We start from the raw sequence: 22,695 nt of genomic DNA on the forward strand, positions 1-22,695 counted from the left end.
GGATTTTTTGTTTCTGGCGGAGATTAGAAACGATAAGCGGCACGGACACCGTAGTTTTTATCGTTATCGCCGAAACCAATACGGCCTTCAACACTCACTTGCTGATTTAAGAATTTCTTGGCATTAATACCCCATTCATCCTTATCAGTTAGGTCATTGTTGTAGTAATCAGCACCTACGCTTAAAGTTTTATCAAGGTAGTAGTCGCCTTTAACGCGGTATTCGTCAAGATCACCAAAAGCGCCATAAGCTTCAAGGTTGATATCGTTGCCGCCGACCTGTGTTACGTATTTCGCACGAACGGTAGGATCTGCACCGTCTTTACCATTCTTCTCATCGTAACCTTTCACACCTAAAGCAAGTAATAAACCAGGCGCTGGTAAATAACCTACTTCAGCAGCATAGGTCGTTAATTTTTGGTCGTAATTGATTTTGTCAATTTCACGTTCCTGTCTTCCTACATCACCACTGAGGTAGAAATCAGAGTTTGGAACGTAGTATTCAATACCTACACCATATTGTGTATCTTTAGTCCCACTGTTATCGCCATAATTCACATGGGCGTCAACATTACTGGCACGATTTAAGAAAGCTGCTTCTGCAAGCGGTGCATTACGGGTCTGAACTGGATTGAAATAATAAGTTCCATCGACACCAAATTTGCTTACGCTGTTGCCGTGATCCGGATCAAGATAATTATAAGAACCACCAACTTCAGCTTGATAAGCATGAGCAGTGCCTGTTACTGCCAAAGCAGATAATAGTGCTGATGCAATTGCTAATTTTTTCATGGTTATGCCCCTTTTGAGATAATGAACCAGATGAATGTTAATTACATGTTTTGTTACAACTACCAGTCTAATTGAAATAACAGGAGCGTCAATCGCAGGAACGTAAGCAGAGTGTACAAATGTAATGGACTTGTAAAATTGACAGGTCAAGTTTCTGATATTTAAATATAAATTTCAATTGTTTTGAATTATTAAAACTTAGTAGAGATTGTGTTTTTGGCTATTTTAAAGACTAATTTAAGTGAATTGTTAAGAAATTTTAATCAAAATTAAGGCCTAAAATACGGTTGATTTAGCAGCCCAGCTTACTTTAGAGATTTTTTTTTAAACAGATTGAGCCAGAATAAGGATGCTGTGTCGACCAAAACAGTTATGTTAAAATAGCGGATTAAGTGAGAAAATTGTGAGAAAACACGCGTGGAAATTAATCCGTATTTAGTCCAATTGAAAGATTTATCTGATCGTAGCCAAACACTACGGGGGTATCTTTGACTACGATCTAAAGGTTGAGCGTTTAGAAGAAGTTTTAAGAGAATTAGAAGACCCTGCGATCTGGAATGATCAAAGTCGTGCTCAGGCGATCGCGAAAGAAAAGGGCAGCCTAGAAAATACCATTGGTGTATTTGATCGTCTTGCTGAACAGCTCGATGATGCCAAAGCCATGCTGGACCTTGCAGTTGAAGCAGATGATGAAAGCCTGCTTGTCGATGTACAGGCTGAATTGGACAGTGCTGAACAGGCATTAGGTAATCTTGAATTCCGCCGTATGTTTAGCAATCCAATGGATCCAAATCCTTGCTTCCTTGAAATCCAGTCAGGTTCTGGCGGGACAGAGGCACAAGACTGGGCATCGATGTTATTGCGTATGTACTTGCGCTGGATCGAGCGTCACGGTTTTAAAGCGGAATTGATGGAAGTGTCGGATGGTGATGTGGCAGGGATTAAATCTGCGACCATTCGTGTCGATGGCGAGTTCGCTTATGGCTGGTTACGAACTGAAAGCGGTGTTCACCGTTTAGTGCGTAAATCACCATTTGATAGTAACAATAACCGTCATACTTCATTCTCGGCGGTGTTCATTTCACCTGAGATTGATGACAATATCGAAATCGATATTAATCCTTCTGATGTCCGTACTGATACTTACCGTGCATCGGGTGCAGGTGGTCAGCACATTAACAAAACTGACTCTGCGGTCCGTTTAACTCACGCACCAACCGGTATTGTGGTGGCATGTCAGAACCAGCGTTCACAACACGCCAACCGTGACCATGCTTGGAAACAGTTACGTGCCAAACTCTATGAATTAGAGATGAGCAAACGTAATGAAGCAGCACAGGCGCTGGAAGATTCGAAATCTGATATTGGCTGGGGCAGCCAGATTCGTTCTTATGTCCTGGATGATTCACGTATTAAAGACTTGCGTACCAGTGTGGAAACCTCTAATACCAAAGCAGTTTTAGATGGTGACCTAGATAAATTTATCGAAGCAAGTTTGAAGCAAGGTCTATAAGTTTTTATCAATTAAAACGGCAATCTCGTTCAGCATCGGCTGGTCAATCGAAAAAACATGATATTAATATCGAAAAAAATGGATATTAATATTTGAAAATTTCGATATACTGGATTTAGATGCTGAACAAAGCTTTGCCTGTTGAGAAGCGTGGTGAGTCTATGGATATTGATGTAATAAGCAAGGCCTTAGCCAATCCATTACGTCGACAGATTTTGCAATGGTTAAAAGAGCCTGAGCAATTTTTACCGGTACAGGAATGTGGTGGCAGTTTCGAACGGGGCGTATGTGCAGGGCACATCGAACGTTTAGGAAAAGTTGCACAGTCGACCATGTCGAATCATTTGTCTGTCTTGCAACAGGCAGGCCTGATTAAGGTCGAAAAATATGGGCAATGGTCATATTTCACCCGTAATGAAGCTTTGATTCAGCAATATATCGAACATTTAAAACAAACACTTTAGATCAATAAGTGTAAGTTGAGGCGATCATGGCTGAACTAAATTCTGCGTTACAAGTAGGTGATTTTACCATTAAAAACCGTCTGGTTTTAGCACCTCTGACCAGAGCACGGAGTGGTGAACAACGTATTCCGAATGATTTAATGGTGGAATATTATCAACAACGTGCCAATGCGGGCCTCATTCTTACTGAAGCGACCGTCATCAGTCCGAAAGCAGCGGGTTATGCCAATACCCCTGGTCTGTGGACACAAGAACAGGCTCAGGCATGGCATAAAATTGTTGATGCTGTGCACGCACAGGGTTCAAAAATTGTGGTTCAGCTCTGGCATGTTGGACGTATTTCACATCCGGACTTACTGGATGGTGATATCCCTGTTGCACCAAGCGCGATTCAGCCCGCAGGTGAAGTGAGCCTGCTTCGACCAAAACGTCCTTTTGTAACTCCACGTGCTTTATCGCATGAAGAAATTCAGGAAATTGTCGCGCAATATAAACATGCGGCTGAACTGGCAAAAGCCGCTGGTTTTGATGGGGTTGAATTGCATGCCGCCAATGGTTATCTGATCGATCAGTTTCTGCAAAGCACGACCAACCAACGTGATGATGAATACGGCGGTCCAATTGAAAATCGTGCGCGTTTATTATTGCAAGTGGTCGATGCCTTTATTGAGGTATGGGGCGCTGGTCGTGTCGGTGTCCATTTGGCACCACGTGGTGATTCGCATGACATGGGAGATGAAAATCCGTTGGCAACCTTTGGCTATGTGGTGGAGCAACTGGATCAGCGTAACATTGGATTTATTTTCACGCGTGAATATGAAGCAGAAGATAGCCTAATGCCAAAATTACGCCCTAAATTTAAAGGTGTATGGATTGCCAATGAAGGCCTAACTGCTGAATCTGCGAAACGTATTCTGGCAACTGGTCAGGCGGATGCGGTTTCATTCGGTAAACAGTATATTGCCAATCCGGATTTGCTGGATCGTTTGCAACATGATTTGCCTTTAAATCCACTTCAGCCCCAAACCCTGTATGGTGCTGGTGCGGAAGGCTATACCGATTATCCGGTATTTGAAAAGTTAGAAGCTTAAGCCGTATTAAATGCTACAAATGACTCATGTAATTTACCAAAATTGCATGAGTTTTTTATTTAAATTCCGCATAATGAGCGGGAATCAAATTGTCAATGATGGTCTCGGATGGCGCCGCAAAACGCAGTACAGCAAACCCCGTTCTGGTATAACTTTCTACTGACATGTCTCAAACCGTTATATCGTTGGAAAATCAAACAGCGGGCGGAAAGTGATGCACTGTTTCAGCAGGAATGTCTTGAGCGTTTTGGTCCATTCCAGCCCGTCAAAAATATGGGTGCAATCTGGTTTCATGTTGTTTCAGTAGGGGAAACCAATGCCGCCCAACCTTTAATTGAGCATTACTTAAAATTAGGCCATCCCGTTTTGGTCACCAATACCACCAAGACCGGGCAGGCACGGGCAAAATCACTGTTTCAAAAAGCACCCTATCTAGATTTATTTCAGGCAGTGTATCTGCCTGTTGATCAGAAGCCCTTACTCAAACAGTTTTTTCAGCGTTATCAACCGAAAATACTGGCTTTGGTTGAAACCGAAATCTGGCCGAACCTGATTGCCGAAGCCAAACGACAGCAGATTCCTTGTATTCTATTAAATGCCCGCCTTTCTGAAAAATCGGCCCAAGGTTACGCTAAAGTTCGCCGTTTAACCCGGCCCATGTTGCAACAGTTGACCTGGATGCTGGCTCAAGATGAGGCTACGCAACAACGTTATGTCAGCTTGGGATTTGATCAGGCTAACAGTCAGGTGGTCGGCAATATTAAATTTGACATTACCGCGCCAGAACATTTTGTCGCGCAAGCACGGCAACTCAAACAGGATTGGCCATTGTCGGGACGTCAAATCATCACGCTGGCTAGTACCCATGCGCCTGAAGAACAAAGCCTGTTGCAACAGTTGCAACCGTATTTAAATTCAAATCCGGATTTACTCTGTATCGTGGTGCCACGACATCCGGAACGCTTTGATGAGGTGTTTGAAGTTTGCCAGCGTCTAAATTTGAAAACGCAACGCCGTAGTTTACAACAGCCGGTTCAGGCGGATACCCAAGTCTTTCTTGCTGACAGCATGGGAGAAATGTGGCTGTGGTATGCCTTAAGTCAAACCTGTTTTGTTGGTGGTTCACTGAATGAGCCAGGTGGCGGACATAATATCCTAGAGCCAATGGTGCTGGATGTGCCGACCGTGATTGGACCACGGTACTTTAATTTTCAAACGATTGTGGATGAGTTCGTGGCTGAACAAGCGATTCTGATCGGTGAGGATGCAGCGCAGGTGGTACAGCAGTTATTGAGTTGCCTGGAGAATTCTGCCCACGTCTCGCAACGGCTTGAACGTGCACAACAGGTATTGCAACGCAATCAGGGTTCCTTACAAAAACATATTCAGTTACTTGATCATTATTTAGCACAAGCCACTTTGCCATGAATATCGTTTTACTTGACCCTGAGCAGATTGCTGGTAGTGATGCATGGAAAATTGAGTCCCCCCGTCAATTACAGCATTTACGGCAGCATCTTGATTTAAAAATTGGCGATAGCTTGAAAGTGGGCATCCGCCAAGGCCCTCGTTATCTTAGCGAAGTGTTGGAGATTTCAGAGCAGCACATTCTGGTGAAACCTGTTCGGCTAGAAACTGTCCCGGAAAAGTTGCCTGTGCATTTGATTCTTGCCTTGCCTCGCCCCAAAGTCCTGCGTCGTATCATTATGGATGCCGTGACGATCGGCGTTGAACGGATTAGCCTGATTCATAGTTATCGGGTGGATAAGAGTTACTGGCAAACGCCATTTTTACAACAGCTGGATGATTATGTAACACTGGGTCTGGAGCAGGCAGGCGATACCATTGCACCCGAGATCCAATTATATAAACGTTTTAAGCCCTTTGTTGAAGATGTCTTGCCGACCTGGATCAATGCCGAGCGACCTGCTTATGTAGCGCATCCCTATGCAGACCAGCACATGCCTTATGCGATTCAGCAGGGCTGTAGCTTGATTGTGGGACCAGAGGGTGGATTTATTCCCTATGAGGTTGATCTACTCAAAAAAAACGGCTGCCAGGCAATGAGCATCGGCAACCGGATTTTGCGGACTGAAACAGCCGTATCGAATATTTTAGGTCGATTGTTTGTCTGAGGAATCAGCCTGTTCAGATTGATCGCCACGATAGACTTTGACTTCCTGTACCGGGTAGGGAATAGAGATACCTTTCTCGTCAAAAGCCGTGACTACCTGTTCCTGAATTTCACTGATTGAGGTGGAGGTCGAGGTTTCAGTGGTATTGACCCACCAGCGTACAGTCAGGTTAATTGAGAAATCTGCAAGCGCCGTGACATTGACAGAGAAACCGGGCTGGCTGAGCACATTCAGGTTACGATCCAGAATATCCAGAATGATCTGCTTGGCCTTTTGCATATCGTCTTCATAGCCAATGCCGACCACAAATTCACAACGACGGCGCTGGTAGGCATTATTGACTGTGACCGCGCTGGTATAGACGGTTGCATTCGGAATCACGATACGGCGGCCATCAGGCGAACGTAAAAAAGTCGCGCGAATCTGGATATCTTCGACATTGCCTTCCAGACCATTGACCACAATATCATCGCCAATACGGAATGGTTCACTGATCAGAATCAGGATACCTGACAGCAAGTTCTGGAAAATATCCTTAAAGGCAAAACCAATCGCAACCGAACCAATCCCCAAGGCGCCAATCAGCTGGCTGGGTGTGAAGCCTGGAATGGCGATGACCAGTGCAATCAGGAAACCGAAGAAGATAATAAAGGTGCTGCCGACACGATTCAGGACCAGCACCAGATTCTGACGGGTATAGCTGCGATTTTCTAAAGTCTTGCGAATAAACAGTTTAAATAATTTGGTCAAAAGCCAGAAAATGACGAAAACCGTAATCGCGATCCCGATATAAGGCAAACGCTCCCAAAAGCTATCCATGATTTTATCAATCGTGGTATAGGCATCGTGATATTTTTCAGTATGAGCGAGTACGGTCTGGGTAGTTTTGGTCCCTGCCTGATGAATCAGCTCACCCGTATCTCTTGCCACTTCAGTCAATGTTGTTTGTTCATTCGCCACAGGAAAATCTCTATTTCGCAAAGGATGGAGTCAATGAAGGAAGCAATCATAATGAATTTCTTGCGAATACGCATGCATAATTCATAGACCTGATCCCTCTAATTATCCGCTACCTTTTGTTATGTTCTAGAAATAATCGGTTGTATTTTGAATCATTTGTGTTGGGGCTTCCCACAGGTCTGGACTGGCAAAATAATAAGCAAAAGTAAACAGGCCAAACATCATCAATACTGTGACCAGAATCATGAGCCAGGCCAGCAGTTTTTCCCAGCCACGTGATGGACGTACCTCGCCATAGTCATTGCGATGTGGCGTGCCCGGTGCCAGTAACACATATAAGGTAAAAAAGAACTGCAGCAGAGGTACCAGCATCAGCAGGCTGAGCCAGCCTGTTTTATTCAGGTCATGTAAACGACGGATCAAGAACACAATTTGGAAATACATTGCCACCAACCACAATGCGATCAGGGCAAAGACCGAAAAGCCAGAAAAGGCCGACATTATCGCAGCATCAATATTGACCTGATTCATGCTAAAAAGCCCGGTAAATGCAAACAGGCCAAGAAAAGCAGCCATGCACAGCAGACTGAGTAATCCGTACCAGCCAATATAGCTCAGGCGATTAAAACGGCCGTTTGGCGACAGCGGATGGTCGTTTAGTGGTGGGGATGAGGTCGGGGTATCGGGGTTGAACATAGGTGGGTCCTGTTTTTTTGTTTATTAAATCTTTTAAGCTTGCTGCAATGATCAAAATAATCACTTATTTTAAAAAGAAAAAGCATAGACAAGCAGTTCAGATTTAAATTATTTTGAGTAAATTTTTGAAAATAAATTAGGGACTGTTGACACTTCAGCCATGCATTGAGAGCTTTAGCTTGCAAGGTGAAATGTTAACAGCCCCTAGTCGTAACAGAATAACATTCCTACGACCAAAGCCGCATTGTTTGCACTTGTAAATGATGCACATACTGCTAAAGAGAACAAAACATATCCAGAAGAATAGATGAGAGCATCTAGGATATGAAATAAAAGACCAAGGAAGTAAGCTATGAAAGAAATCTACCCAGTGCCTGATAAATTCAAAGAAACGGCAAGAATCTCGGAAGCAGACTATTTCAAACGTTATCAGGAATCGATTGAGCAGCCCGAAGCATTTTGGGCAGAAGAAGCAAAAAATATTGACTGGATCAAACCGTTTACCCAGGTAAAAAATACCAGTTTTCAGCAAGATAATTTTAAAATCGAATGGTTTGCCGATGGTGAACTGAATGTCTCTGCAAACTGTTTGGACCGCCATCTTAAGGATAATCCATTAAAGCCGGCGATTATCTGGGAAGGTGATCATCCATCACGTCACAAGATCATTTCTTTTGTCGAACTGCATGATGAAGTGTGCCGCTTTGCCAATGTCTTGAAAAAACACGGGATCAGCAAAGGCGATCGTGTGGTGCTGTATATGCCGATGGTACCAGAAGCCGCAATTGCGATGTTGGCCTGTGCACGGATTGGTGCCGTGCATTGTGTTGTATTCGGTGGCTTCTCGCCAGATTCACTGGCCAGCCGGATTGAAGACAGTCAGGCCAAACTGGTGATTACTGCCGATGCCGGGATGCGTGGCGGTAAGTTGCTGCCATTGAAAGAAAATGTCGATGCTGCATTAGAGATTGCAGGAACTGAAAGCGTGCAGAATGTGATTGTGGTGCACCGTACCGGTAATCCGATTCAGTTTAATGCAGCACGTGATATCTGGTATCACCTTGCCATTATGGAAGTAGATGAGCATTGTCCACCTGAGCCCATGAAAGCGGAAGATCCGTTATTTATTCTGTATACCTCGGGTTCAACCGGCAAACCTAAAGGTGTGTTGCATACCACCGGCGGTTATCTGGTTTATGTCAACAGTACCTTTAGAGAAATCTTTGATTTAAAAGAAGATGATGTGTACTGGTGCACCGCAGATGTGGGCTGGATCACCGGACACAGTTACCTACTTTATGGTCCACTCAGTAATGCCACCACAACGGTGATGTTTGAAGGCATTCCGCAATATCCGACCTGGGCGCGTATCGGGCATGTGATTGATAAGCACAACATCACCATTCTGTATACTGCACCCACTGCAATTCGCGCCATGATGCGTGAAGGTGATGCTTATGTGCGTGAAAGTGATCGCAGTAGCTTGCGCTTACTCGGTTCTGTCGGGGAGCCGATCAACCCAGAGGCATGGAACTGGTACCACGAAGTCGTCGGTGAGGGACGTTGTCCAATCGTCGATACCTGGTGGCAAACTGAAACAGGTGGCATCCTGATTTCCCCATTACCAGGGGCAACAGCACTTAAACCGGGTTCAGCGATACGTCCATTCTTTGGGGTGCAACCTGCTTTGGTGGATGGTGAAGGCAATGAACTTGAAGGTGCGACTGAAGGCAATCTGGTGATTAAAGATTCTTGGCCGGGCCAGATGCGTACCATTTGGGGCGACCCTGAACGCTTTATTGAGGCCTATTTCTCGACCTTTAAAGGCAATTATTTCACTGGTGATGGCGCGCGTCGAGATGAAGATGGCTATTACTGGATTACCGGACGTGTTGATGACGTGCTTAACGTCTCTGGGCACCGCCTGGGTACGGCTGAAATCGAGAGTGCGCTGGTGGCACATGAAGCGGTTGCCGAGGCGGCTGTGGTCGGCATGCCGCATGAGATCAAGGGACAGGGCATATGTACTTTTGTCACCTTGCAGGCTGATGTTGAAGAATCGGAAGAGCTGCGTAAGGAGTTGGTGAACTGGGTGCGTAAAGTCCTTGGGCCAGTGGCAACGCCGGATGCCTTACATTGGGCACCAGCCTTGCCAAAAACGCGTTCAGGTAAAATTATGCGCCGTATCTTGAGAAAGATTGCTGCCAATGAACTGGATACGCTTGGTGATACTTCAACACTAGCAGAGCCAGCGGTGGTGGATCATTTGATTGCGACAGTGTATCCGAACCGATAACCATGTTTGAATTGAAGAAGAGCGTTATCGAACGCTCTTTTTTTATCTGCATTAGAATTCTTGCATAAGTCATTTTAAGCTGTATTGAGTTCGGAATGAAAGTTCCCTCTCCTTTTTAAAGGAGAGGGCTAGGGAGAGGATTAATATGAAGAATACTCTCATTCTCTTGCAGAATTGCAGCCCTCATCCCAAAGGGAGAAAGAACTTTCAAAACTAATTTTTTACCAATGATTGATCATTTTTTGACTTTTGAAAGAGCTCTATTGTTTAATACTGTGCTAAAAAATCAGCCGTATTTTGTACCGTGGCAAAGAAACCCAGTGCCGATAAAAATGCAGTTTGGACATCTGCTGCTTTTACTGTTTTACCGTCATATTCGAGATCACGGGTTGCAGTGGCATCTGCAATCACAATCGGTTGATAGCCCAGTTCTTTGGCAGCACGTGTGCCCGAATCAATACATACATGGGTCATCATGCCCGTAATTACCAGTTGCTCAACCTGATGCTGTTCAAGAATGGCCTGTAGATTGGTGTCTACAAAGCTATTTGGAACATGCTTTTCCACGATAATCGAATGATTGTTTAGTTTTAACTGTGGATGTAGTTCAGCGCCGACGCTATTTTCTTGGAAGAAGCTGGCCGTGGCCGGACTAATATGCTGGATATAAATAATCGGTAAATTATGCTGGATAAAATAATCTTCTAGCTTGTTGGTTTGTGCCAGTGCTAGGTCTGGATTGACCAGTTCCATTTTGCCATGTTTAAAATAATCATTTTGCACATCAATAATCAGCAGGGCCTGTTTCATGGTTTTTACTTCCCGTGTTAAGTTAAAACAAGAGTAGGGCAAGCGTGAAAAATCGGCTATATTCAGGTGAAAGCATTGTTGCCGGTTTTCTTTCGTCATGAAAAAATGAATATTGAACTTGATCCCATCGACTTAAAAATTATTGAATTGCTGAAACAGGATTCGCGGTTAAGCCATAAACAGATTGGCCAGCGGGTGCATCGTACAGGGCAAGCTGTGGGGGCACGTATTGCCCAACTGATGGATGCTGGCATCATTAAAAATTACACCATTGCCCTGCAATATGAACACAAGCAGTTTATTCAACTGTTTATGAATGATCAGCAGGCCTTTATTGAGGTTGAGCACTTGGTCAAACAATATGATCAGGTCGATGAATGCTTCAAGATTCTTGGTAATGCCTGTTACATGATTGTCAGTCACTTTAATCCTGCGCAGTTGAATGATTTCATTGAGCAGTTGTCCAAATGGTGCCGTTATTCGGTTGAAACGGTGATGCGGGAAATTGCAACCACTTAAAATAAAAGCCCCCAAGCCGAGTCTTGGGGGAGAGTATTTGCCCTATCTTTTCTTTTTCTTCTTGTTTCCTAATTAAGATTAAGCTGATTTTTCGATCAATAACGTCTCCTGTTGTTGCTCCAGTTGACGAACCAGGGGTAAGACTTTCTCGCCGAAATATTCGATTTCCTCAATGAAATGCAGAAAGCCAGAAAGAACCAGATCAACGCCCACCTGTTTTAAGGCCAAAATCCGTTCTGCGATCTGTTGCGGTGTACCAATCAGGTTGGTTTTAAAGCCATCATTGTATTGCACCAGATCATCGAAGGTCGATTTGGCCCAGTTGCCTTCACGTTCAGGCGCAGCTGCGCCTGCTTCACGTGTGGCATCTCCAAAGGCATTGACGGCTTCAACATTGGCCTGAGAAATGATCTCATTCAGTACTGCTTTGGCTTCTTCTTCAGTATCACGGGCGATAATAAATGCATTGACGCCAATTTTGACCTGACGATTTTCCAGTTTGGCTTTTGTCCGGACATCCTCAATCTGTTTTTTGATTTCTGCAACGCTGTTGCCATTGGTAAAATACCAGTCGGACACGCGCGCAGCCATATCCCGTGCAGCACGCGAGCTACCGCCCTGAAATACTTCGATATGAGGCTGTTGCAGTGGTTTCGGTTTGAGTGTGTAATTCTGGAACTGGTAATATTTGCCGTCAAAACTATAATTGTCTGTAGTCCAGATGCCTTTCAGGGTACGGATGAACTCTTCCGAGCGTACATAGCGTTGATCATGTTCTGGCCACGGTTCACCAATGGCATCGAATTCCCCACGGAACCAGCCACTCACCACATTAATGGCAATTCGCCCTTGGGTCAGATAGTCAATGGTGGCCAGCTGTTTAGCTGCAAGTACGGGCTTCCAGGGGCCAGGCAGGATGGCTGCGATGACTTTGAGCTTTTCAGTTTTTGCCAACAAGGCATGACTAAAACTGACCGATTCATGTTGATATTCAGCCCCGTATCCCGCGGTAAAACGGATCTGGGTCAGCGCATATTCAAAACCGTTTCGTTCTGCAGCCTGTGCCAGACGCACATTATAATCATAACTCCAGTCGGTACGTTGCTCGATATTACTCACAACCAGACCACCGCTTACATTGGGAACCCAATAGGCAAATTTGATTGCAGATGTTGTTATTGTCATCGTTGTACCCTCCATAAACTATGGCTTATGCGACGTGCGTTAAATTCTTTGCAGACTTGGGATGCAGGCGTGATTCAGCCACATCCAGATTCGGTACAGCAGCGGAAGGCAAGACCTCTGCTTGTTCAATCTGTTTATTAATGCCCAGGTTTTGATTGGCCTGCTCGGTTTTGGTTTTGATGGCTGCGGCACGCTGGCCTTTGGCGGGGGCCCATTCCAAAATCGGTAAAGCACGGGCAACAGCCAGAGTAACCCGATCTGCCAGTTGCTCACTTTTGACCGTATATTCAGGGGTAAAGTCCCGATCTGTTGCATAGACGCCAATCGGTAAAGTCTGTGCCTGAAAGAAGCTAAAGAGGGGACGTAATTGATGTTCGAGCACCAACGCATGACGGTCACTGCCTCCTGATGCAGCTAGTAGGACAGGGACATCCACCAGTGCAGTCTGTTCGACAAAGTCAAAGAAGTGCTTGAACAGGCCGGTAAATGAGGCACGATAAACAGGTGTACCGACAATCAGGGCATCTGCTGCTTCGACAGCTGCCAGATCATCCTGAACCCTTTGCGGCAATTGATTACGGTAAATGGCGCCGCCCAATAATGGTCCAATTTCACTGAGTTTGACAAAATGCACCTTGATATCAATGGCTTCTGAAAGCTCATCTAAAATGGCCTGAATCAGGCTTTCAGTTTTTGATGGACTATTTAAACCGCCAGAAACAGCAACAATATTCAGGGGAGTCGATACGGTATTGCGATTGGACATAATAACTGCCTAAAAAGATCATTTCGAATTGCTATTTATTTATCTATATCGGCATGCGGGCTGTAAAATAAGGAAATGCTGCAAGCTTATCTTTTTTATAGATATATCGATGTAATTGCCTTCATTTAAAATGATTCGGATTTAATCAACTGTTTCTATTCAGGATTTTGAAACTATTTTTTGAGTTGCCTAGGATTTAAACGGGTTATATCAATATTTGATTTATTTTGCGGGAAAAAGAAATAAATCAATGCTTGTGCTTGACCTCAGCGCTAATTGAAAATAGGCTTAGACGGATTGAATTTAAATAAACATCGTACAGTGACGTACTTGCAGACAGCTTAAGCGCTTATGAATATTTTAATTGTAGACGACCATCCTCTCTTTAGACATGCCTTGATTCAAGCGGTTCGTTATAGTTTGCCTCAGGCACAGATTCAGGAGACGGCTGATGTCGATGAATTCTATGCACGCTTAGAACATGGTGCGGAACCTGATCTGGTGTTACTGGATTTAAATCTACCGGGTGCTTCCGGTTTCTCTGCTTTGGTATATGTGCGTGCACAATACCCTGCCATTCCGATTATCATCGTTTCAGCCCATGAAGAAGTGTCAATCATCCAGCGTGCCATTGCACATGGTGCCATGGGCTATATTCCGAAATCTTCACATCCAAGCCATATTGGTGAAGCAATTAAACACGTTCTGGAAGGTGAAATCTGGCTACCGCCGAATTTACCGACGCATGCCGGTTTTGACCCAAGAGCCGCGGATGAAACCGCTTTGGCAGAACGCCTGCAATCACTGACACCACAGCAGTTCCGTGTGTTGATGATGGTGGCAGAAGGTTTATTGAATAAGCAGATTGCTTATGAACTGGAAGTCTCTGAAGCAACCATTAAAGCCCATGTCACGGCCATCTTCCGTAAATTGGGTGTACAGAACCGTACTCAGGCTGTCTTGGCAATCAGTGCTTTAAATATTGAAGACAAGAAGATGTAAGAAATTGAATGACAAATTCGATTTTTAATTTTATTGAAGATCAGAAAATAAAAAACCAGTTCTTTCGAACTGGTTTTTTATTATGAATTTATTGTTCTATTACTAGAACCAAAATCCAATATTAGAAACGGAACTTCGCGTTTAAGCCAACAGTTTGCGTATCTAAGTTTGCATTAACTGCATTTGCATTAACGTAGCTAGCACCTACAGCAACTGCTGGAGTGATGAAGTAGTTTACGTTCGCACCCCAAGCTGAATCAGGAGTGTTAGCGTAGCTAGACTCTGCGTAAGAAGCACCAACGCTTAACTTAGGTGTTACATAAAGATCAGTTTTTAGTTCGTAAGCAGTGTCATCACCGTAAACAAGACCAGCTTCGAAACCTACAGCCATGTTTGTACCGTCGATGTTACCTACGTATTTAGTACGTGCAGTCACAGCGTCTTGATCTTGACCGATAGTTTTGCTTTCAGCTACAGATTTTGCAATACCACGTGCAAGAACGCTATTTGCGTCTATAGCAACTTGGTCAGCGATGTTTGTATAACCAACAGCAACCAAGAAGTTAGGTGCAAGCATAGTACCTAGTTCTAATGCATAGCGATCGCCATTGTCTTTTTTGCCATCAATTTTAGTTTGAGAATGGCTATAAGAAGCGCTTGTGTATACTGGTAAATAAGGTGTCGGAATATATGCTTCACCTTTCGCACCGTAAGACTCATTCTTACGAGTTGCGATTTCATCACCGCTTTCTTTAGCAAAGCTATAAGCTACAGAAACATTTGAAGCTTGGTTTAAGAATGCAGCTTCAGCTAAAGGACCTTTAGAAGCGTCTACATCTTTAAGGAAATAGCTGATTTGACCAGCACCAGTGAAGTCTTTGTCATTCTTTTTAGTATCTAAAAATTCAGATTGACCTTGAACTTCGACTTGGTATGCATGAGCACCGGTCATGGCTAAAACTAGAGCAGTGGCTAAACCGAGTTTTTTCATAATGATTTCCAGCTTTAAAACAAGAAAGAGTAAATTTGCAGCCATTGTATTGTAACAATTTATGAAGTCAATGTAATAAATTCGCCCTTCCGATAAACGTTCAAAATGCGACTAGCGATCGTTTAAAAAGTGAACGTTTAATTAAATTGTTGTCAACCATTTATAAATTATATAACTAACAATGAGATAAGCTTATATTTTGTGTTTTTATAGAATGTAATCAGTATGTCGTAAATAAATAGTTTAATTGGTTTGTTCGATTGTTATAATCGTTTTTTTCGTTAAGTTGTGGCTTTATTTTGTCATAAAAAGGTAATCAAAAGCGTGAGCTGAAATAACCTTATTTCGATATTATGCGAAACGGTAGGCAAAAAAATGCGTTTTTTCAAGTTGGGTTAATATAACCGAAAATAACTCATAAATCTGATTTTTAATAACCAATTAACAAAAACGATTGGAAATTTAATTCCGATCTATTTAATCAACTTTACTTTTCGAGAAGCAATTCACATAATAATCAGCAAGAGGTATCTAATTTGCATTTTAATATCTCATAACATTTTCTTGAGTATTCTGATGTTCTAAACATCAATGTTTTACTAGCTCGGCTTTCCCCAAGGCTGAGCTTTTTTTTGTCTGCAATGGCCCATTCTGCCTAGTAAATAACGCTACAGTATAGATAAATGAAAAAGCTTATAGTCATAGGTTCTTTCTGTGTTATTCAATTTTATAGTCATGCCGAAAAAATTAAAATTACTCGCTCTATCTGTAGTTGTGATGCCCTCAATAATATTGTTGGGCTGCCAAAATATTCAGCCACACGTTCAAACTTTAGTCACGCAGAAACAGACTGAAGATCAGATCGCAACTGCATTTGAAAATATCCAGACCTTCGGTGTCCTGGTCACTTATGATGGCAAAGCTATTCAAAAATATGGCAATGCGCTTAATCGGGCCGATCAGCGCTATATTCCGGCTTCTACTTTTAAAATGCTGAATGCTTTGATTGGTATCCAGCATCATAAGACTTCACCGAATGAAGTATTTAAATGGGATGGACAGAAGCGGGCTTTTACCAGCTGGGAAAAAGACTTAACCCTGGCAGAAGCCATGCAGGCTTCGGCTGTACCTGTGTATCAGGAACTGGCGCGCCGTATCGGTCTGGAATTAATGGCCAGTGAAGTAAAACGGGTCGGGTATGGCAATCAGTCGATTGGAACGCAAGTGGATAATTTCTGGTTAGTGGGACCTTTAGAAATTACCCCTGTTGAGGAAGTAAAATTTGCCTATGCCTTGGCGAAAAAACAACTTGCATTTGACTCATCAACCCAGCAACAAGTTAAAGATATGTTGCTGATTGAAGATATTCAGGGCACCAAAATCTATGCCAAAAGTGGATGGGGCATGGATGTAAATCCTCAGGTGGGATGGTGGACAGGTTGGGTAGAACAACCCAATGGACAGGTCACTGCATTTTCACTGAATATGGAAATGAAGAAGGCAGCACATGCAGAAGCACGTAAAGCCATTGTTTATCAGGCCCTGCAACAGCTCGGTTTAATTGGGCAATAAAATTTTGTTAAAAAAAAGACCCAGCTTTTAAGATCAAGCTGGGTTTGAAAAAAGGATGTTTTACGTTGGTGAGAAAAACATCCTTGAGGGTTTCTGGATAATAAAAGAATTTCTTTGCCTGATTAAATTATGTTCTTTAGAAAGTAATTTGTGAAATTGATAATTTTTATTTTTAAGATAGAGTTTTTCGATTGAAAATAGGGTGAGTTGTTTATTTAAAAATAAATATAAATCAGGGCTTAAATAAAATAAATTTAAATTATTATTCTATCTTTTTGAATTTTATGAATTATAAATTCATTCCTTTTACCACATAAACCTTATTTAAAGACCTAAATATTAATAAAAATTATTCTCAATCAATAATATTTTTATCCATTATCGACTTGGAAATCAGAAATATTGAATGAAGAGAATTGAATATATATAAAAAACTCTGCTTTATCATGGTCGTCTGATTTAAAATTCAGGTAAAATTATGCACTGTTGAAAATGCAATCGAGATCATTTTTTGAAAAAGTGTAAGGTGTGTTAATGGGGCAACACTTGAAAAGCTCGAAATTACGTTCTGAGCAAATTAGTCGGCGCCTGTTTCTCTGCATGCTTGTTATTATTTTTTCTATCTCTTATTTGTCTATTCCGCTTATTATTAATAGTTATCAAGAATATATAAGAACAAATAAAACCTTAATCGAGATCATTAGCCTGCGAAGTCTGGTGAAAACTGCCAATAAAATTTCACGGGAACGTGCTCCATCCAATAAAGTCATGTCGAGTCAGCCACAGGATCTGGCCAAAAACCGTCAGGACTTACAACAATACCGCAAGGTCGTCGATCTGCAGATAGAACAAACCATTGAGACTTTAAAACGAAATGGTTTTGGCATGATTGCCGAAGATTTGGATACCGACCTCAAGACCAAACTGGCGCAGGCGCGTAGCACGGTAGATGCTTATGCAAATACTCCAACGCCTCAACGGACCTCGATCCAGTTTGATCGCGCCATCCTGTCCATGTTTGATGTCTGGGATGAAAGCCGCGAGTTGCTCAAATGGTTAATGGTCCTGTCTGAAAGTAAAAACAGTAAAATGTCGAACTACTTTACTTCGATCCTGATTTTAACCGATATGCGGGATCAGGCCGGGCGAGTCGCTTCCAATATTATGGCGCCTGTGACCTTTGACGAGAAAATTTCTGATGAGAATCGGGCGCGCTCCTTACAGACCCAGCATCAAGCCATTTATCTATGGGGGTTGGTGGATACCATTCAGCCTGAACAGTCCAAATCAACTGAATATGTCCGTTTATATTTACGGGTAAAAACAGAGTTTCTGGATAAAGGCCTGCCTATTATTTCGCAGTTACTGGATGAAAGTAAAAATCATCAGGCCTACTTTATTACCGCGAACGAATTGACCGATCAAATGGTCGGTAAATTTACTACGGTCATGGATTTGCAAAACTATATTCTCGACGACAGTATTGCGGTTGCAGACGAACAAAACCGGCGTGCAAAACTGCAATTTATCTTTACCCTGTGTATTTCCAGTTTATCGTTACTGATTGCCATCTTTACCATGATTTATGCCAAGCGCAGGGTATTTGGTCCGTTGATCAATGCACGCAATATGATTCTGCGTCTTTCCGGTAGCTCGGATGAACTGACTCAAATGCGCAAAAACAAGGAAGAGTTTTTTTCATTATTTGAAGCCATCGATAAACTCAGAGGGATGTTGAAACAACGCGATAGCATGGAGTTGCAACTCAAGCAGATTGCGAACTCTGATGTACTGACAGGCGTGGCGAATCGTTTGGCCTTAGAGGAGTATATCGCTGCACTCGAGGCAAAAGCTGAGGGTTTGTCTCAAACTTGTGTGATCGCCATTGATATTGATAACTTTAAGTTTGTGAATGATCAGTACGGGCATATTGTCGGAGATCAGGTAATCAGCATGATTGCAGACCAGCTTAAGCGTCATGTACGGACCTCTGACCTGATCGTGCGTTATGGCGGTGATGAATTTCTTATTGTGCTGGAAAATATTCAGATGGATGCTGCTAAAGCGATTGCGGAAAATATTCGTGAAGGGGTTGCAGAGCAAGGTATTCTGCTTTCGGGTATGGCCGACGAGATTCGGGTTTCGGTGAGTATTGGTGTTGCGATTGGGGCAAATAGCTGGTTAGCCCTGTTAGAAAAAGCAGATCAGTCGCTGTTAAAAGCCAAGGCAAAAGGGAAGAATGTGGTGGAGGGGTGATTATTTAGTATTGATTTCAATAGTAATTTTTTAGTCATCATATCTAAATTTAAAACTGCTAACTTAGAAGAATCCAAAATATAAGACTCTATCTGTGTTAGCAAAAGACCAAAATAAATTATCTCAAGTTATTTATTCATCTCAACATTACAAAGACTGGCAAAAGATAGCGCGAGCTTCTAAACAATGTGAAAGCGATGATATCGCTCAAGATGCCTTTTTATTTATTATCGAGCATTGGACTGGAGAATTTGATTTAGCAAATAATGAACATTGGAATGAATTAAAACATAAAATGTGGAATAAATTCGTCCATAGTGCCGATCGTCTACTTAAAAATGCTTTTAATTTTGATCACAGTACGAGAAATGATTTAGACGAGGCAATTAATCCCATCCTTTTAACCCTATCTTCTCCGGCATCTACTGAGCCATTGCAACGAATTTTAGATACTGAAAATCAGCACATTCAACAAAACAAAGAAACACACCAAATCAAAGAAAATAGTTTTTCTATGGCTTTAGCTTTTGTTCATTTATTTGAAAGTCTTAAACCTAAACTTATCAAATATACGTACTTAAGTATTGCTGATTATATGAAAATGTCTTACTCATGGTTAAGAGCATGTTTAAAGCGTGCTGAAAACCTCCAGAAAACCCAACATTCTTTGTTTGATAATCTTGAATATGCTCCAGTCCAATATTTAGGAAGTTGGCGTAAATTTAAACTTCAAGGGCGAAGACAGCCTAAATTTACACCACTACTAGTGAACCAATTAAGTTTATTTCAACATCGGCTTCAAGAAACGCCCTGTATGTGAAATCTCAACCTCGGCGACCTGTTCAGGTGTACCTTCGGCAATGATTTGACCACCACCAGAACCACCTTCAGGACCTAAATCAATCACCCAGTCAGCGGTCTTGATCACATCCAGATTATGCTCGATCACCACAATGGTATTCCCCTTATTGCGGAGCTCATACAAGATGTCGAGTAACTTGGCAATATCATGGAAATGCAGACCTGTAGTCGGTTCATCCAGAATATATAAGGTTCGACCTGTATCGCGTTTTGCCAACTCACGTGCCAGCTTCACCCGTTGCGCTTCACCGCCAGAAAGGGTAGTTGCAGCCTGACCTAAACGGATATAGCCCAGGCCCACTTGAGTCAAAGTATCTAAACGACGATGAATCACCGGAATAGCACTAAAGAATTCCGCTGCATCTTCCACAGTCATTTCCAAGACATCAGAAATGTTCTTGCCTTTATAACCGACTTCTAAAGTCTCACGGTTATAACGCTTGCCATGACAGGCATCACAAGGCACATACATATCCGGCAGGAAGTGCATCGCCACCTTGATCATACCGTCGCCTTCACAGGCCTCACAACGCCCACCTTTGACGTTAAACGAGAAACGGCCTGCGCTATAACCACGCGCTTTGGCTTCAGGCGTTTGCGCAAACAATTCACGAATCGGGGTGAATAAACCCGTATAAGTTGCTGGGTTGGAACGAGGGGTACGCCCAATTGGACTCTGGTCGATATCCACCACTTTATCCAGATGCTGTAAGCCATCAATTGAATCGAACTTCTCGGCAGTTAGCGTGGTTGCACCATTCAGTTGCGTTGCTGCCAACGGCAATAAAGTCCGGTTAATCAAGGTTGATTTACCCGAACCAGACACCCCGGTGATACAGGTCATGATGCCCAGTGGAATCGTCAGATCAACATTCTGCAAGTTATGTCCACTGGCACCAGACAGCTTAATCACTTCATCCGGACGAGGAGACTGGGTGCGTTGTTTCGGTACTTCGATTTTTAACTTACCTGACAGATATTGACCTGTCAGCGAGTCGGCATGATCTGCCAGTTCTTGATAAGTCCCTTCGGCAATTACGGCACCGCCATGAATCCCTGCGCCCGGGCCAATATCAATAATATGATCAGCGGCACGGATGGCATCTTCATCATGCTCAACCACCAGTACGGTATTCCCCAAATCGCGTAGACGAATCAGGGTTTGCAACAGACGGTCATTGTCACGTTGATGCAGACCAATTGACGGTTCATCCAGTACATACATTACGCCCATGAGACCGGCACCGATCTGTGACGCCAGACGGATACGTTGGGCTTCACCGCCTGAAAGGGTTTCGGCAGAACGTGCCAAACTCAAATAATTCAGGCCAACGCTGACCAGGAAGTGCAAACGCTCACGAATCTCTTTAAAGATTTTATCGGCGATTTCACCTTTGGCACCTTCAAGATTGAGGTCCTGATAATAATTTTCCGCATCACCAATCGACATCTTGGTGATCTGGGCAATGGTCTTGTCCTTGACCCGAACATGACGGGAAATTTCATTCAAACGTGAACCGCCACAAGCATCACATGCGGCATTCGACAAGTATTGCGCCAGATCATCACGGACATAATTCGATTCAGTCTCGCGGTAGCGACGTTCCAGATGCGGCAAGATGCCTTCAAAGGCTTGTACACGGGTGTGCTTACGGCCGCGCTCATCAATATAACTCAGGTCGATTTTCTCTTTGCCTGTACCTTGCAGGAATTTCTTTTGCGTATCTTTATCGAGTTTGTTCCAAGGCTCATCCAGATCGATACCAAAATGATCCGCGACTTTTTGCAGCATGGTGTAGTAATACGGACGCTGTCTGTCCCAGCCACGAATCGCACCTTGGCTGATCGAAACCTCAGCATTCGGAATCAGTTTATCTGCACTGAAATGACTACGAGTTCCCAAACCGTCACAGACCGGACAGGCACCGAAGGGATTGTTGAATGAGAACAGGCGTGGTTCCAGTTCAGCGACGGCACGATCACACTCAGGACAAGAGTGTTTGGCCGAGAACACACGTTCCGGATGTTCACCATTCATCCAGGATAACACCGCAATATCGCCGCCTAGACGTAGTGCAGTTTCAAACGATTCTGCAATCCGGTTACCCAGATCATCACGTACTTTAAAGCGGTCCACCACCACTTCAATGGTGTGCTTTTTCTTTTTGTCCAGCTCGGGTGGGGTATCGATATCAATAATTTCACCATCGACACGGGCACGAACAAAACCTTGACCCTGTAACTGTTCAAACAGTTGGGTGTACTCACCTTTACGCTCCCGCACTACAGGCGCAAGCAGCATCAATGCGGTGCCTTCTTCCAGACTCTTGACTACATCGACCATTTCCGAAATGGTTTGGGCCACCATCGGTAAGTCATGTTCAGGGCAGTAAGGCGTACCGACACGCGCGTAGAGCAAACGCAAATAGTCATAAATTTCGGTAATGGTCCCCACGGTCGAACGCGGGTTATGACTGGTCGACTTCTGCTCAATGGCAATCGCAGGAGATAAACCTTCAATCGAATCGACTTCCGGCTTCTCCATTTGTGACAGGAACTGGCGTGCATAGGCCGACAGCGATTCGACATAACGGCGCTGGCCTTCGGCATACAAGGTATCAAAGGCCAAGGATGATTTTCCTGAGCCAGAAAGTCCCGTAATCACCACAAACTTGTCACGTGGAATATCGAGCGACACGTTTTTTAAATTATGGGTACGTGCGCCTCGAATACGGATATGACTTTGACTCATAAATACATCTCAATAAGCTGAACATGAAAACATGT

19 protein-coding genes are annotated in these 22,695 nt (G+C 43.4%); 11 read left to right on the forward strand and 8 right to left on the reverse strand.

Annotated elements, in window-relative coordinates; translation table 11 throughout:
* Positions 1-23: 23 nt before the first annotated feature.
* Positions 24-791 carry a putative porin gene (locus J699_RS09050; protein WP_005227880.1) on the reverse strand — a complete coding sequence of 256 codons (768 nt, stop codon included), beginning with the start codon at positions 789-791 and terminating at the stop codon, positions 24-26.
* A gap of 417 nt (positions 792-1,208) precedes the next feature.
* On the opposite strand from J699_RS09050, the gene prfB reads away from it, so the two are divergent.
* From prfB to J699_RS09025, 5 genes are all read left to right on the forward strand, one after another.
* Positions 1,209-2,304 (forward strand): peptide chain release factor 2 gene (gene prfB, locus J699_RS09045; protein WP_104021895.1). Its coding sequence is split into 2 segments (ribosomal slippage): positions 1,209-1,280 and positions 1,282-2,304, totalling 1,095 coding nucleotides; the frame shifts between segments, so codons are not numbered across the junction.
* A gap of 161 nt (positions 2,305-2,465) precedes the next feature.
* Entirely contained in the window at positions 2,466-2,768 is a 303-nt protein-coding gene (locus J699_RS09040) for an ArsR/SmtB family transcription factor (RefSeq protein ID WP_005403396.1), read from the forward strand.
* Between the two features lie 26 nt (positions 2,769-2,794).
* Positions 2,795-3,859, forward strand: coding sequence for an alkene reductase (locus tag J699_RS09035; protein WP_032868454.1), 1,065 nt, complete (start codon positions 2,795-2,797; stop codon positions 3,857-3,859).
* 108 nt (positions 3,860-3,967) lie between these two features.
* Positions 3,968-5,287, forward strand: coding sequence for a 3-deoxy-D-manno-octulosonic acid transferase (locus tag J699_RS09030; RefSeq protein WP_032882826.1), 1,320 nt, complete (start codon positions 3,968-3,970; stop codon positions 5,285-5,287).
* Entirely contained in the window at positions 5,284-5,994 is a 711-nt protein-coding gene (locus tag J699_RS09025; protein ID WP_032868457.1) for a 16S rRNA (uracil(1498)-N(3))-methyltransferase, read from the forward strand. Before J699_RS09030 ends, J699_RS09025 begins: the two co-directional genes overlap by 4 nt.
* Here the strand turns inward: J699_RS09025 and J699_RS09020 are convergent.
* Positions 5,974-6,954, reverse strand: coding sequence for a mechanosensitive ion channel family protein (locus J699_RS09020; RefSeq protein ID WP_032868458.1), 981 nt, complete (start codon positions 6,952-6,954; stop codon positions 5,974-5,976). The genes J699_RS09025 and J699_RS09020 overlap by 21 nt on opposite strands.
* 126 nt (positions 6,955-7,080) lie before the next feature.
* A complete protein-coding gene (locus J699_RS09015) occupies positions 7,081-7,650 on the reverse strand; it encodes a DUF805 domain-containing protein (RefSeq protein WP_005227871.1) in 570 nt (189 codons plus the stop codon).
* 352 nt (positions 7,651-8,002) lie between these two features.
* Here J699_RS09015 and acs point away from each other — a divergent pair, with 352 nt between their 5' ends.
* A complete protein-coding gene (gene acs, locus J699_RS09010; protein ID WP_032868459.1) occupies positions 8,003-9,946 on the forward strand; it encodes an acetate--CoA ligase in 1,944 nt (647 codons plus the stop codon).
* Positions 9,947-10,213: 267 nt separating this feature from the next.
* Here the strand turns inward: acs and J699_RS09005 are convergent, their stop codons facing one another.
* Positions 10,214-10,756: a cysteine hydrolase family protein gene (locus tag J699_RS09005; RefSeq protein WP_032868461.1), complete on the reverse strand. Its 543-nt coding sequence runs from the start codon at positions 10,754-10,756 to the stop codon at positions 10,214-10,216.
* Positions 10,757-10,861: 105 nt separating this feature from the next.
* On the opposite strand from J699_RS09005, the gene J699_RS09000 reads away from it, so the two are divergent.
* Positions 10,862-11,275, forward strand: coding sequence for an Lrp/AsnC family transcriptional regulator (locus J699_RS09000; protein WP_032868735.1), 414 nt, complete (start codon positions 10,862-10,864; stop codon positions 11,273-11,275).
* 78 nt (positions 11,276-11,353) lie between these two features.
* Here J699_RS09000 and sfnG read toward each other — a convergent pair whose 3' ends face one another.
* Positions 11,354-12,460, reverse strand: coding sequence for a dimethylsulfone monooxygenase SfnG (gene sfnG / locus J699_RS08995; protein ID WP_032868462.1), 1,107 nt, complete (start codon positions 12,458-12,460; stop codon positions 11,354-11,356).
* 25 nt (positions 12,461-12,485) lie between these two features.
* Positions 12,486-13,226: an FMN reductase gene (gene msuE / locus J699_RS08990; protein WP_032868463.1), complete on the reverse strand. Its 741-nt coding sequence runs from the start codon at positions 13,224-13,226 to the stop codon at positions 12,486-12,488.
* Positions 13,227-13,577: 351 nt separating this feature from the next.
* Between msuE and J699_RS08985 the strand changes: the two genes are divergently transcribed.
* On the forward strand, positions 13,578-14,228 hold the full coding sequence (locus J699_RS08985) for a response regulator (protein WP_005227861.1): 651 nt from the start codon (positions 13,578-13,580) through the stop codon (positions 14,226-14,228).
* A 121-nt stretch (positions 14,229-14,349) separates the two neighbouring features.
* Here J699_RS08985 and omp33-36 read toward each other — a convergent pair whose 3' ends face one another.
* Positions 14,350-15,264 carry a porin Omp33-36 gene (omp33-36, locus tag J699_RS08980; protein ID WP_262475552.1) on the reverse strand — a complete coding sequence of 305 codons (915 nt, stop codon included), beginning with the start codon at positions 15,262-15,264 and terminating at the stop codon, positions 14,350-14,352.
* 690 nt (positions 15,265-15,954) lie between these two features.
* Between omp33-36 and blaOXA the strand changes: the two genes are divergently transcribed.
* The 3 genes from blaOXA (at position 15,955) to J699_RS08965 (ending at position 19,867) form a co-directional block, all read left to right on the forward strand.
* Positions 15,955-16,791: an OXA-294 family class D beta-lactamase gene (gene blaOXA / locus J699_RS08975; protein WP_032868464.1), complete on the forward strand. Its 837-nt coding sequence runs from the start codon at positions 15,955-15,957 to the stop codon at positions 16,789-16,791.
* 534 nt (positions 16,792-17,325) lie between these two features.
* Positions 17,326-19,047 carry a GGDEF domain-containing protein gene (locus J699_RS08970; RefSeq protein ID WP_032868465.1) on the forward strand — a complete coding sequence of 574 codons (1,722 nt, stop codon included), beginning with the start codon at positions 17,326-17,328 and terminating at the stop codon, positions 19,045-19,047.
* Between the two features lie 94 nt (positions 19,048-19,141).
* Positions 19,142-19,867 (forward strand): hypothetical protein, encoded by a 726-nt coding sequence (locus J699_RS08965; protein ID WP_032868466.1) that lies wholly within the window; start codon positions 19,142-19,144, stop codon positions 19,865-19,867.
* On the opposite strand, the gene uvrA is transcribed toward J699_RS08965, so the two are convergent.
* Positions 19,829-22,660 (reverse strand): excinuclease ABC subunit UvrA, encoded by a 2,832-nt coding sequence (uvrA, locus tag J699_RS08960; protein WP_032868468.1) that lies wholly within the window; start codon positions 22,658-22,660, stop codon positions 19,829-19,831. The two genes, J699_RS08965 and uvrA, sit on opposite strands and share 39 nt — an antisense overlap.
* Between the last annotated feature and the right edge of the window lie 35 nt (positions 22,661-22,695).

Source organism: Acinetobacter sp. 1000160 (genome assembly GCF_000588715.1).
In the GTDB taxonomy this organism is placed as follows: Bacteria; Pseudomonadota; Gammaproteobacteria; order Pseudomonadales; family Moraxellaceae; genus Acinetobacter; species Acinetobacter courvalinii.